Source organism: Chloroflexus sp., assembly GCF_034432675.1.
In the GTDB taxonomy this organism is placed as follows: domain Bacteria; phylum Chloroflexota; class Chloroflexia; order Chloroflexales; family Chloroflexaceae; genus Chloroflexus.
The window spans coordinates 22137-35682 of sequence record NZ_DAOUBI010000089.1 but is presented as its reverse complement, the minus strand read 5'-3'; the positions used below and the strand labels follow the sequence as shown (position 1 = coordinate 35682).

Sequence of the window (13546 nt, the reverse complement as noted above, 5' to 3'; positions counted from 1 at the left end):
GTGCGGCAGCCATGCTGCCGCAGCAGCCGTGCTCACGAGCCAGAGCGTGGCTTGCCGTTGACCCGGCTGGTCACGGGGTGCGGTGTTTGCTCGTTACAATCATGGAGTCGGTCAGTCAAATGTTTTTGAAATAGGTTCCTGTATTCTCGTGTAGAGGGCACATCTGCGTCAGGTAGGTGTCATAACCTGGGTTGCTCTCTATACTGTCAGCAGGTAACGGAGCCTGACTGTCAGGAACAGTAGATGTTGCATGCAACACTGTATGGCGTAAACGCATCAACAATGTGCGAAGCAGCCAGTTCTTATAGACGCACTTCACCACGCCTCACGGTAGCAACTCAGATTCTACCCATCCTCTGTGTCTCTGTAGTAACAAAGGTAGCAACTTGGGTTGTCATATCAAATCTGGTAGCAGAGACAGTCTGACAAGCTATCCAATCATCACCCTAGTATTATACTTGAACGATGCACTTTTGTGAATAAACAGTAGGGGCACGGCATGCCGTACCCCTACCTCGTCGCCACAGTTCTACACTCACGATGAACCACCTGTTGCTCGCTAATGGCACATCTCGATGCACGTCAATACAGATATGACACCTGAACGATGCACATCGTTGCGCAAACGTTGATATCACTATCGCGGGCGTGATGGGAACTCTGCTCTTGTGAACTTCAAAGCCTGCTCTCTGTACCTGCCTTGTCCCTGCGACCACCTACACATGTTTCCATCGGTAGGCTGCCTCTTACTCCCACGACATTCATGAGTGTGAGGTGTTCCACTGCCATGCCAATCGCATCTGATCGTGCTATACTACCAGTGTATGAAACAACGATCTGGTTATCTCACAATTGTTCTATGCTGGTGTGTCTGCCTGATACTGGCCGGCTTGCTAACCGCTTGTACTCCACCGGTGCCCGTTCCTCCTTCACCAACAGCAGCAGCAACGCCAGCATTGATGGTGCCGTCGCCGACGGTGAAGCCATCCCCAACTATTACGCGAATACCCACCCGACAACCAACAGCGGTAGTGGCTCCGTCGCCAACTGCGATACCAACCAGTGTGCCACAGCCTACGGCAACAGTCCCGACGCCGGTCTTTCCTGTTCCAACCCCTGATCCGGCGTTAATGCAGCGCAAACCGCCATTAGGTACCTTCTTCTTCTACTGGTACAACTGCCCGCAACAAGAATGTGACTCCAGTCAACTACTCGCTGTACCACCGGGATGGTTGACACCACTGCCTGCTGATCCTGACCCGCGTGATGGTTTTAGTTACTCGTCCTATAACTATGACTGGTACGAGAACGAACTACGCACGATGGCGTCTATCGGTATCTCGATGGTCTTTCCGGTGAGTTGGGGCGATCACCCCCATCCGTGGTTTCGGAATGATCGGCTCAATCTGCTTGTGCAGGCCAACGGTGTATTGGAACACCCACTGACCATCGGGATGTTTCTCGATACTACTGCCCAACAGGGGATGTATCAAGAGTTTTTGGGCAATGGTTATCGTGTTGGTCCCGATGTACCACGGTTACCGCTCAGTGATCCACGGAGTGGCTACTTTTTCTACAATCTGCATATTCGCGATTTCTTCACTCGTGTCCCTCGTGAGATGTGGGCGACTATCGATGGTCGACCTATTATTATCACCTACACCGCTCTCTGCTGCGATAATCTGGAGTTGAGCGGCACCCTCTGGCAAGCGGTGAAGGATGCCTTTCGGGCCGATTTTGGCGTTGAGCCTTGGCTCATTCTGGAAGAGACGTGGCTCAATCCGCAGGCGCTGGCACCACCGGAAGGCTTGCCGGATAGCGCTCAGGTTGCCGATGGGGTGTACCGCTGGGGAACAGCCCTTCTTGGACCGCATACTGCTGAATTGCGTGGCTTCAAGGTCAGTAGTGTCGGTCCTGGTTTTGATAATTCGCGTATTCCCTGGGTACGCGAACCACGATTCCAGCCGCGCGATGAGCCGCCCGGTGGTGGTTCTCCGGCACCCGGCTCATTCCTGCGCACCAGTCTGGCTGCTATCCCACCCGATACCGATCTGGTGTTGATCGAGACCTGGAACGAATGGCCTGAAAACAGCGCCGTCGCTCCTGCTGCCTACACCGACCGCGATGGTCGTCCACTCCCACCCGATTTCTACCTCCAGATCATTCGCCAATGGCGTGAGCAGTTTGTGCCGCAACCATAAGCCTCCTACGGCGTTATCATAGCGGCACCGACGGCACTGCCCGCACGCGAGTTTTCAGCCCGCGTGCGGGTATTTACTCCGTTGCCGTGAGGTGATGGACAAGATGGTACACAGGCTGGAAGTCTGTGCCACACCCTGGGCCACACCTCGGCCCGGCGCCTGCTTCCGTCACCTCTGCGTACAGCTGCATTCTGCACCATACCCATATGTCAGGGACGAATCACCGGTACGTATGGCAAATCCGTGAACATCCGCCAGACCCGCGATCATCCGCGTTCCGTTCCCGTCGACGTGCTCCGTCACGCCTGATCCACAGTGATCCACGTTAACGCCAGCCTGGAATTCGCAATCCCGGTTGAGAACCACACCGCAGCGACATGACACTCTCTACCACCAGCAAGCACCCAGGCACAGGCTGCGCACGCTATCGGCTGATTGCAATCTCGTGTGGCCCATCAATACGCCTTCTGACAGTAAAAACCCATCATCAATAATGGGTCTGACATGGACATGGATAGGTCGTTGCCACCGCAGGTGGGAAATCCATATCCCTTTACAGGCAACTTTTCCCTCTCTCACCTAACATAACACTGGTACAATACATACAGAAACGGATTTTTGCATCACATGCCTGGAAAGATTCTGGTATGGGTTGGACATTTCTTACCAATCACGCCCAAGTACTCCTCTGTATCGCGCGCAATCCACGGGTAACTGCCCAAGAGATTGCCCGCACAATTGGGATTACCGAACGGGCTGTTCAGCGTATTCTGCACGATTTACACGAGGCTGGTTATATTTCACACGTGCGTGAAGGTCGGCATAATCGCTACACAATCTATGGTGATCAACCGCTTCGTCACCCGGCTGTGCAGAACATTACCGTTCGTGAATTGCTGGCAGCACTGACTAATGGTGCCACTGTGATGGCGAAGTAAGCCCGTGCAGGGGCGCATTGTTCGCCCCTGCCTGCTTTGTCGCACTAATTCCCGCTTGTTTTTGATCCAATGCACATGTTCCAGGGAAAAATTATTTGTCCTATGCCTCATTTGAATGAAGGCACATTCTCCTCCGCAAATCTGCACTACAATATATAATATAATGGTTGTATGGTATGATGAAATAGCGCCGTGTGCCTGCTCGTCTGACGCAGCCGCGGCGTATTTGTTCCTCTATTTCGCCCTGTTTATGTCTGGTGCCACGAACACACCGAGGCACAGGACGAAATGAATTGAGGTGATACCTATGAAAGCAGCCCAGTTGTTAGCCGATTATACCAATCATCCGGCATTTCGTGAGTTGTGTCGGGCTGCTAAACAGATGCTGCGTGAAGGGCTTGATCCGGCTACAGTGCGCCGGCAGATCGCTGCGCAGTATGGTGAGCCGCCGGTGGAGTTACGCTTGCGCGCTCAGCCGCAGCCACTCAAGATTATCGGCGCCCATTTGATCGAGCCGGGTGCGATTGAACAGATGCAGACGGCACTGCGTTTACCACCCGCTATTCGCGGTGCGCTCATGCCCGATGCTCATCAGGGCTATGCGCTGCCAGTTGGTGGCGTGATCGCCTATAACCGGGCGGTGGCGCCGTACCAGGTAGGCGTGGATATTGGCTGCCGGATGCATCTCTCGATCTTTGCTGATATGACTCCCGAAGAGGCGTATCGTGATCGTCAGCATCTGCTCGACACGCTTACGAAAGTCACGGTGTTCGGTATTGGCTCACCAAAAAAGCCGGTTGCCGATCATCCCATTCTCGCCGATCCACGCTGGCGGGCAACAAAACTGCTCCGCGAACTGCACGCTCTGGCGACATATCAGATTGGCACATCCGGTGGCGGGAACCATTTTGCCGAGATTGTCGTCGGTGAGTGGCTTGATACGCACCGCACGTTTGTTGGTTTGCTCACCCATAGCGGGAGTCGTGGGGTTGGGGCGAAGATTGCCAACTACTACGCGACCTTGGCCGACCGGGAAACGGCAGCGATTGCCAGCGGTATTCCGAAGACGTATGGCTGGCTGGGTACGGATACCGAAGCCGGGCAGGAGTATCTGCTGGCCATGCGTCTGGCAGGCGATTTTGCCCGTGCCAATCACGAGGTCATCCATGCCCGCTTTGCCAGGGCAGCAGGTGTTACCGTGGAACGGGTGATTGAGCATCACCACAATTTTGCCTGGGAACAGCCCGATGGGACGGTCATTCACCGCAAAGGTGCCACTCCTGCCGAGGCTGGTACCTACGGGTTGATCCCCGGTTCGATGGCAACCGCCAGCTACATTGTCGAAGGGTTAGGCGAACCAACCTCGCTGGCTAGTGCATCGCACGGTGCCGGTCGGCGCTTCAGTCGTTCCGAAGCTCGGCGCACGATCACACCGGCAATGGCAGCCGCTGTTGTGCGGGAAGCTGATGTGTTGGTACGTGGTCTGGCCGTCGATGAGTCGCCACTGGCCTACAAGGATATCGAGACGGTGATGGAGGTGCAGGTTGCCGCCGGCCTCATTCGCCCCGTGGCCCGGATGCACCCACTGGTGGTGATAATGTCTGGCTCGGCAGGCGAGGATTAAACGCTGATGCGTCATCAGCAACGCATATATCATTCGTTTGGCGTGCGGAAGCTCTGCTTCTGCACGCACCGTGCGTGATGCCGGGTGCGTGCTATACCGCTCACCCGGCTGGTCACGGGGAGAATGTGCATTCATGATCATCTGGCTGATCAATGATGACTGCTAGCTATTCGCAATGAATGGAATATACGCTCTTGGCGTCAACGGCACACTGCTCGTGGTGAACGGAGTATCACTCGACCAGTGCTGAGCAGCACCGCCGGCACGCGGCTTCAGTTCGCCAGGGCTTTGGTTGCCGGCTGTGGCGTCGTTGATGGTTGTCCCACTGCCCTCATCAAACCGGTAGAGCGCAACGGTATTCGCATCCAGCGCATGTGGTGCGGTTGGGCGAGCAAATGCCCCGCTGTAACGCACGATGTTCGACAGGCGCAGATCGTCGAGCCATCCGTTGAAGTAACGGCTACCGGTCACGTCGTGCTTTTCGGCACCGAACACAAGGTAAGGATCGCTGGCAGGATAACTTGTTGGCCGATTCAGGCGATAATCAATCCGTCCCGGCGGCCCATCCATCTCGCTATCGAGCTGCCCGTCAACGTAGAGACGCACCGGTCCACTTGCAGAGCGGGTAATCGCGATGTGATGCCATTGCCCGTCGGTGACAATCGCATTGCCTTTGAGCAGTCGATCATCCTGTCCGACATTAAACCCGACGACGAGTTTGTTACCGCAAATGGCAACACCGTAATCACCATAATCCCCATCACCGTACACGTCGCGGTCGATCACAATATTGCCGTAGTACCAGCTATCGCACGGCGGCGCATCATTATCGCCTGGATTGGCCTTCATCCAGAACTCCAACGTCATATCACCGCTCACGTTCACCGGTCGCGAGCTGGTAATTCGACCCTGGCTGTCGATTGGGCCAAGCGGGATTTTGATCCGGTCGCTATCAGCGACGCCGTTACCGTTATTGGTGTAGAAACCGTAGAAACGCACCGAAAAGCCGACCGTCGCTGGGCTGGCCGCAGGCGCTGTTGGTGCTGGCGACGGTTGCAGCGTATTGGTGACCGGTGGCAGGGTGGGTTGCGGGGTGGGCGAGGGCGCGATAGTTTCCTCTGGCGCAGAACTGACTGTCGGACTACCCGTGCTACAGGAGATCAGCCAGTATATGATGCAGAGAAACAAGGTTATCTTCCCGAAGCGCTGCATAGCTGTTGCTTTCTGTATCTTGCGTCATATGCCATTCGACTCCGGCTGGCGCTGCGTACAACAACGGTAGGGGCATTCGGTCGCCAGTCTGGCCGAGAGTGTCTCAAGCGCTTGATCGGTTTGGTATTCTCACCTGGGTTGTAACCTTGTTCTACCATCGGTTCACGCCACATTTCAATAGTCTAAGGGTACTGTCTGCTGATACTGACCGGCGAATTCGTGCATCACTTGTGCGGCCCGTCGTCCTAGTTCGACGGCATAATTGGTACCGCGATCCCAGGGATAGACCTGGCTCATACTGGCCCAGAAGAGACCTGGCAGGGGGGTTGCGATTGGGGGGATGTTGCGACTGTGGTTGATCGGCACAATCGGTTGGGCATAGGTTTCACGGTGCAACCAGTACGCTCGCACCCACTCTGGTTGAAATGCCGGATTGATTTGGCTCAGCGCCGGCAGGAAGCGCTCTAACAAAGCCGACGCATCGAGGCGAAAGTACTCGTGGTTGGGATCGAGATAGTCACCACAGTAAATCAAATGATCGCCACCGTAATAATCTGGTTCAATAAAGTTAGTGTGCTCAACCAGGGCCAGGAAGGGAAATTCATCTTTGGGCAGGTTGAGCCAGTAAATCCCATTGGTGAGAGGGCGTCGGAGGGCGATGGTCATCACCACCGCTCCCATCGAGTTCAGTCGACGTAACTGCCCCAGATACTCTGCAGGGAGCGTCGTCACCAGGCGAGCCAGTAAGCCCGGCGCTCCGGTAACCAGGACGGTATCGTAGTCGGCTGGCGGATGCTGCGCCGCGCTAATTTGCCAACCGGTTGTGGTCTGGTACACAGCCTGCACCGGCGTTTGCCGCCACACCTGCACCCCACGCTTGATACAGGCCGCACACAATTCATCGGCAAACGCCTGAAACCCACCGCGAAAATAGCCTAATTGAAAGCTGCGTGCCCGCAAGCGTGCCCACAACCAGGCCATATTCACTTCATCGGCATGGGGGCCAAACTTGCCTTCAAGCAGTGGCCGCCAGATGACACGAGCAACATTGCGCCCGGAGACCCGCTCCGTCCACGCCATGGCCGTTGTCTGCTCAAGTCGTTGCCAGTTCTGTGTGATAAACTTCAGATAAAATGCGGTCAAACCAAACCGTAGCCGGTCAATGAATGGTAAGCCGGGGAAGCGCAATACCGGTAGCACACCGTCGAGCGCATAGCCTTTCCCCTGCCACCATTGCGCAGTGATCGGTGCCCGAAAAAAGAGCCGATCACGCATCCCGATTTCGTTCGTCAGTTTGATAATCGCGTGGTCAGTGGTGAAGATATGGTGATAAAACCGTTCAAGTGGCCAATCCCAGTCTGTATCGCGAAAGCCACTGGCCAGCCCGCCGACCTGATCCCCTGCTTCGTAGATTGTGACTGCATAGCCCTGACCGGCAAGATCGTAGGCTGCGCTCAGACCGGCAATGCCGGCACCAACAATCGCGATCCTCATGGCAGCACCTTCTGCGAATTGACCGCATCGTTGGTTTCGGTGCTCGGCCTGGATTGGACCCGAAGTTCTGCTGCGCGATCCAGATCACGCCAGGTCAGGCTTTGCCGGAGCATATACCATGCGCCGAGGAGCGTTATCGGCAACCATAGGGCAACGTGGAGCACCAGCGTATAACCGGCGGCGATAGCGTGCGTCACACCAAACTGGGTCAGAATTGCGATCCCCGGTGCATCAAACGTGCCAATGTATCCCGGTGTTGAAGGGATCGTGGTGAAGAGATTAACAATCGCAGTCATCAACATCAACACCAGAAACGAGACCTCAAACGGAAATGCATGCATCACGAACCAGTATTTGAGCGTCTCCCCCAGCCAAATGAACGTCGAAGTGAATAGAATCACGATCATGTCACGTGGACTACGCAAAGATTGCAGGCCGATGATAAAACGATCAAAGAGTCCGTGAATATGCGGTCGCAGCCAGCCGGGAGCGAAGCGATCAACAACTATCGTGTACCAACGGCTCATCGATTGGGGACGAGCGGCCAGCACAACAAAGCCGATAAATGCGCAGAGGAATAAAGCGCTAAACCCAATGACCAGCCAACGAAACATGGATGGTAATGGCGCAAAAGGCAAAGTAATAGCGACAAAGAGCAGCATCACCAGCCCGTCGAAGAGGCGTTCCAATACGACAGTGGCTAGCGAAGCGCTCATGGCAATCCCGCAATTGCGACGCAAGACATAACTGCGCAACACTTCACCGGCTCGCGCCGGGTAGACATTGTTGCCCATGTAGCCGATCACCACAATCGGGAAGAGGGTGCGTAATGGCACGCGAGCCATATGGCTGAGCATCGATTGCCAGCGCCATGTGCGCACCCAAACTGTGATGAAGTAAACCAGGATACCTGGAATTAACCACCAGTAATTGGCCTCGCGTAATGCTTCCCAAAAATGGGCCAGGTCGAGACCGTGAAGGGCAATGCCCAGAAAAAAGATGCTAATGATCAGGCCGAGCCATAGTTTCCAGTGACGCACCGATGTTCCTTTGGTGTGAATGCTACCTGCGTCGTACTCCGACGATCTCTTTGCATATTACCCTTGCTGTTGCCGAATGTCAAAGTTCCAGAATCAACAGGGCGAATGGGAGTGGGGTAAACGAGTCGACACGTACCCCGCCCTGATCACTCTGTGCAATTAACCCGCTCGAAGAACCGCCGTCGAGATTCACCGCAATCTCGATGTCGAGATCGGCAGATGCCAGAAATTGTGACCATTCGGCGAGGCTAAATGTCGCACCTGGTGCCACAATCAACAGCACATAACCGTTCCGATCAAGCGCAATCGCGCTCCGCCGGGCGCGCTGCCTATCGTCGTCGGTGTAAGCCGCTTCGCCGTTTGTTCGCACCAGCAACGGCCAGCCCTGTATCGCCTGTACAAAGGGTGCCCCATCGTAGGGTTGATCGGCAAGTGCCCAGAGGTGCGGGTTACCTTGCTCATCTATCGCAAACATACCACCTTGATTGACATAACTTTGTCCGACTGCTTGCTGGTTGCTGATCAACAGTGCAACCGGTTCACCTTGCCGATCAAAAAAGCCCCCGTTAATCGCTGCCACTGCGCCGTACCGGGCAACCCAGGCGCTCAGGGTAAGTGGTGCGGTCGGATCGTAACCAACAACAAAGCGCACGTGCGCCGGATCGATCCGCACCACCTGCACCGGTAACCCCGGAGCTTCCAGTTGGCGGAACGCAATACCTGTGCGCAAGGTGCGCCAGCCTGAGCTGGTGCTGGTATCAGGTGTCGGTGTCAGCATCAGCGTCGGCACAATGGTTGTCGGGGTGCCCGGTGTTGGCGTTACTGTACAGGCTGTCAATAGAAATATCAATCCGTACAGGATGAAGCACAACAACACCAGGCGGTACCCTGCTGGCTGCTTGATGAATCTCACCGATTTACCCCAACTGATGGTAGCCTGATCGGTAGTACAGCAATGGTCTTCCCCCAAACACCCGGGCCGCGATGACTTCTCCCACAAAGATGGTGTGGTCACCGCCAGGCAAGGCACTATGGAGTCGACATTCGATCTGGGCCAGCACCCCTTCGAGAAGTGGGAGTCCGTTCTCTGACAGGGTATAACTATGCGGGGCAAACTTTGCGCCGTCGTGCATGGCAAACCGGCGCGAGAGGTATTCCTGATCTTCGGCCAGAATGTTCACCGCAAACTTTCCGGCAGCGGCAATCACGTCATGGCTTGATGCTGCGTGATCAATACAAATCAGTACCAGTGGTGGATTCAGTGACAGCGATGCGAAAGAGCTGACTGTTAAGCCGGCCAGGCGTTCACCGAGCGCAGTCGTCACCACAGTGACACCGGAGGCGAAGTGACTCATCGTTTGGCGAAAGAGTGATTCGTCGATCATGATCGTCCTGTTGTTCGGCTATTGCGACGTGCAGCGATAGCAGCGTGAATCTCGGCACCAACGGCATGCTCTGCGCGGGCATCATCGTCGAGCAACAACAATTGTGGCACAACTGGCGCCGGCCCACCTTCGCGGTTGATAGCTACCATGCTGAAATAGCCGGTCGTGCAGAGCCGGCGATCTCCGATCAGCGGATGTTCGGCGAAGAGGTGCACGCGCACCACCATGGAACTCCGCCCAACATAGATCACCCGCGAGAAGGCTTCCACAATTTCGCCCTGCCCAATCGGGGTCCGAAAATCAATCCGTTCAGTCGAGGCGGTTACAACCGGTAAGCGACAGAAGCGGAGGGCGGCAATCGCTGCCGCCTTATCCATCAGTGCCATCACATCACCACCAAACATGGTACCGTAGCCATTGGTTTGATGAGGCAAGATGATTTCGGCCATGCGTTCTTCATTTGCCGCCCGCGCCAGCCGGTTAGGGAACGTTGTGTTATCCATATCACACCAACCTGTAGGTAGCGAACGGCGCTCATGCGAGCGCCGTCACTGGCTGTAGGATTATGCTCTTTCCAGAGGTAGAAATGGCCGGGATGCACCCCGACGACGTACTTGCGGTCTAGCCACCCCATCCCTTCGAGAGCTGGGTCTCTTCGCCGGGTTTGCGCTCGGGGAGACGGTAGACAAAGCGCACGATCTGATCGGCAGCCACGAACATGATAATGAGTGCCTGCACGATCTTGATCACGTCAATCGATAGGCTGGCGCGCACCTGCATCAGACGCGCACCGGTCAGTAACCCACCCCAGAGCAATCCTGAAAAGATGATACCGACCGGATTGGCACGGGCCAATAGGGCCACGGCAATCGCATCAAATCCAAGGCCGGAAAAGAAGTCGGCACTGAGCGCTCCACGCACACCGATCACTTCGATTGATCCGGCGATACCGGCCAGACCACCGGCAATTGCCATTGCCAGAATAATCGTGCGCGGGACACTGATGCCTGCGTAGCGGGCAGCGTTGGGATTGGTACCGGCAGTCCGCATCTCGAAGCCGAGCGTCGTGCGGTACAACAACCAGGCCACGACAAAGACCAGTATCAAGGCGAGAGGAATCCCCAGGTGGAGGATGGTCGAGCTACCAACCTGAATGCCGGGTAAACGGGCCGTTTCGGCAATCAAACGCGAGCGGGCACCAGTGGTGTCGGCAGGATCACCCAGAATGTAGGGGGTTTTGCTGCGAATCAGCCAGTCGGTCATCCGTAGCGCAATGTAATTCAACATAATCGTGTTGATCACCTCGTGTGCACCGGTGCGCGCCTTCAGGAAACCGGCAATCGCTGCCCAGGCTGCACCGCCAAGTGCACCGGCAATCAAGGCTGCCGGAATGTGAAAGATTGCCGGCATCTGCAAGGTTGTGCCGATAACGACCGCGGCAACCGCGCCAGCGTAGAGTTGCCCTTCGGCGCCAATGTTAAACAGGCCAGCCTTGAAAGCCAGGGCTACGCACAGGCCACAGATAATGAATGGCGTAGAACGGACAACCGTATCGGCAAATGCCTTTGGCGAGCCGAAGGCACCTTCCCAAAGCCCAATGTAGGCTGCCTGCCAGTCAGCACCGGTAATCCCGATAATGAACGCCCCCACCATCAGGGCTGTAAAAACGGCAAGGATCGGCACGAGCATGCCCGACCAGCGCTCCCAAAACTGGCGGAGCGCCGATGGGCGAATACCCGTTTCGGTGGCTGCCTGCGCCATGCTTTTCTCCCTGACCGCTTTTCTGCGGTCACAAAGTGTTTACGCTTCAACTGATACCGAACGATCTATGGTTGCGCCGGCCATGAGCAAGCCAAGCTCTTCACGCGAGATTTCACCGTTTTTGACAGTCGCCACAATCTGGCCGTGGTACATAACTGCAATCCGGTCGGCCAGCGACAGAATCTCGTCAAGCTCAGCCGAGACGAGCAAAACAGCCACACCTTCGTCGCGCTTCTTCACGATCTGGTTGTGAATAAACTCGATTGAACCCACATCAATGCCGCGGGTTGGCTGTGAGGCGATCAACAACTTGAGCTGACGGGTAAACTCACGGGCAACAATCAGCTTTTGCTGGTTGCCACCGCTCAGCGAGCTGGCCGGGACGTGAATGCTGGGTGTGCGGACGTCAAATTCCTGTACCAGCCGGCTGCAATGATCATTAATTGCCGGCTCATTGCGGATAATGCCACGGGCGAATGGTGGCAAATAATACAACTCCAGCACTGAGTTATCGGTTAGCGGATATGAGGTTACCAGACCGTCACGTTGGCGATCTTCGGGAATATGGGCGACCCCTAGTTCACTAATCGTTCGTGGGCTGGCGTTGGTCACATCGACGCCAGCAATAAGGATAGTACCCCCTTCACTGGGGCGCAGACCGGTCAGAGCGGCGACCAGTTCAGTCTGACCATTGCCTTGCACGCCGGCAATGCCGAGAATTTCGCCGGCACGTACCTCAAGGCTTACCCCCTTCACGGCCAGGAGCTGCCGATCATCGCGTACCTGTAATCCCTGCACTTCGAGCACCGGTTCGCCTGGGCGTGCGGGCTGTTTATCTACCTTCAGAATGACATCGCGGCCAACCATCATCGCCGCCAGACTGGCCTCGGTGGCCTGATCGGGTGTTGTTTCACCGACAACTTTTCCACCTCGTAGCACCATGATGCGGTCGGCCACTTCGAGCACTTCCCGCAGCTTGTGGGTAATAAAGATGATCGATGTTCCCTGCGCGGTCAGGGTACGCATCACGCGCACCAGATCATCGGCCTCTTGCGGGGTCAACACAGCGGTTGGCTCGTCGAGGATCAAAATATCGGCATTTCGGTACAGCGCCTTGATAATCTCCACCCGCTGTTGGGCACCTACATCAAGGTCGGCGACCAGGGCATCAGGCTCAACCGCCAGCCCGTATTGGGTCGAGATCTGACGAATGCGTTCTGCTGCCCGTTTACGGTCAAGGAAGGGACCACTGGTGATTTCGTTGCCCAGGATAACATTTTCCGTGACCGTCATGACCGGCACCAGTTGAAAGTGCTGGTGTACCATGCCGATCCCGCGGGCAATCGACTCGTGGGGGTTACTGATGCGAATAGGCTCGCCCTTGACAAAAATTTCGCCCTCGTCCTGGTGATACAGACCGTAAAGGATATTCATCAAGGTTGATTTACCGGCACCATTTTCACCGAGCAGGGCTAATACTTCACCCTTGTACAGTTTGATCGAGACGTTGTCATTCGCAACCACACCGGGGAAGCGTTTTGTAATCCCGCGTGCTTCGAGCACCACCGGGCGTTCCTGGCCGTTCTGCGTCACAGGCAACCTCATTCATCTACGTAGTATGTGGAACAGGTTATCGCCGTCAGCAACAAAGTTGTCGAAGTTTAGTGTATTGTAGCATATTCTGAACGTTTCGCCGCTAATCTTTCGGGGTGCATCTTTATGCTGGAGAATGTATCAACGCTATGGTTGTAAATGCTCCACCGCGGTAGGGAGTGCTGGTATCTTCCTGGAAATATGCTTTCCGGCACGCCCTTCCGCCAGGCGCGGCTGGGAGCGCACACCTCCGGTGCGGCCCTCTACCAGGCACGGAAGGGAGCGTGTGCCTCCGGTG

The 13546-nt window shown here is 55.8% G+C and carries 11 protein-coding genes; 3 read left to right on the top strand and 8 right to left on the bottom strand.

Annotation, left to right across the window (positions count from 1 at the left end):
• Window positions 1–824: 824 nt before the first annotated feature.
• From VAE55_RS06930 to VAE55_RS06920, 3 genes are all read left to right on the top strand, one after another.
• Window positions 825–2201, top strand: a complete 1377-nt coding sequence (locus tag VAE55_RS06930; protein WP_322815065.1) for a DUF5010 domain-containing protein — start codon at window positions 825–827, stop codon at window positions 2199–2201.
• 647 nt (window positions 2202–2848) lie between these two features.
• Entirely contained in the window at window positions 2849–3139 is a 291-nt protein-coding gene (locus tag VAE55_RS06925) for a helix-turn-helix domain-containing protein (protein WP_322815064.1), read from the top strand.
• A 307-nt stretch (window positions 3140–3446) separates the two neighbouring features.
• Entirely contained in the window at window positions 3447–4763 is a 1317-nt protein-coding gene (locus tag VAE55_RS06920) for an RtcB family protein (RefSeq protein WP_322815063.1), read from the top strand.
• A gap of 162 nt (window positions 4764–4925) precedes the next feature.
• Here the strand turns inward: VAE55_RS06920 and VAE55_RS06915 are convergent, their stop codons facing one another.
• From VAE55_RS06915 to VAE55_RS06880, 8 genes are all read right to left on the bottom strand, one after another.
• Window positions 4926–5975: a LamG domain-containing protein gene (locus VAE55_RS06915; RefSeq protein ID WP_322815062.1), complete on the bottom strand. Its 1050-nt coding sequence runs from the start codon at window positions 5973–5975 to the stop codon at window positions 4926–4928.
• A 174-nt stretch (window positions 5976–6149) separates the two neighbouring features.
• A complete protein-coding gene (locus VAE55_RS06910; protein WP_322815061.1) occupies window positions 6150–7469 on the bottom strand; it encodes an NAD(P)/FAD-dependent oxidoreductase in 1320 nt (439 codons plus the stop codon).
• Window positions 7466–8509: a lysylphosphatidylglycerol synthase transmembrane domain-containing protein gene (locus tag VAE55_RS06905; RefSeq protein WP_322815060.1), complete on the bottom strand. Its 1044-nt coding sequence runs from the start codon at window positions 8507–8509 to the stop codon at window positions 7466–7468. Before VAE55_RS06905 ends, VAE55_RS06910 begins: the two co-directional genes overlap by 4 nt.
• Before the next feature lie 79 nt (window positions 8510–8588).
• Entirely contained in the window at window positions 8589–9347 is a 759-nt protein-coding gene (locus VAE55_RS06900; protein WP_322815059.1) for a phosphodiester glycosidase family protein, read from the bottom strand.
• A gap of 79 nt (window positions 9348–9426) precedes the next feature.
• Window positions 9427–9894: a flavin reductase family protein gene (locus VAE55_RS06895; RefSeq protein ID WP_012256436.1), complete on the bottom strand. Its 468-nt coding sequence runs from the start codon at window positions 9892–9894 to the stop codon at window positions 9427–9429.
• Window positions 9891–10397, bottom strand: a complete 507-nt coding sequence (locus VAE55_RS06890; protein ID WP_322815058.1) for an acyl-CoA thioesterase — start codon at window positions 10395–10397, stop codon at window positions 9891–9893. The genes VAE55_RS06895 and VAE55_RS06890 overlap by 4 nt, the downstream gene beginning before the upstream one ends.
• A 118-nt stretch (window positions 10398–10515) precedes the next feature.
• Window positions 10516–11655: an ABC transporter permease gene (locus tag VAE55_RS06885; RefSeq protein ID WP_322815057.1), complete on the bottom strand. Its 1140-nt coding sequence runs from the start codon at window positions 11653–11655 to the stop codon at window positions 10516–10518.
• A 39-nt stretch (window positions 11656–11694) separates the two neighbouring features.
• A complete protein-coding gene (locus VAE55_RS06880) occupies window positions 11695–13248 on the bottom strand; it encodes an ABC transporter ATP-binding protein (RefSeq protein WP_322815056.1) in 1554 nt (517 codons plus the stop codon).
• Between the last annotated feature and the right edge of the window lie 298 nt (window positions 13249–13546).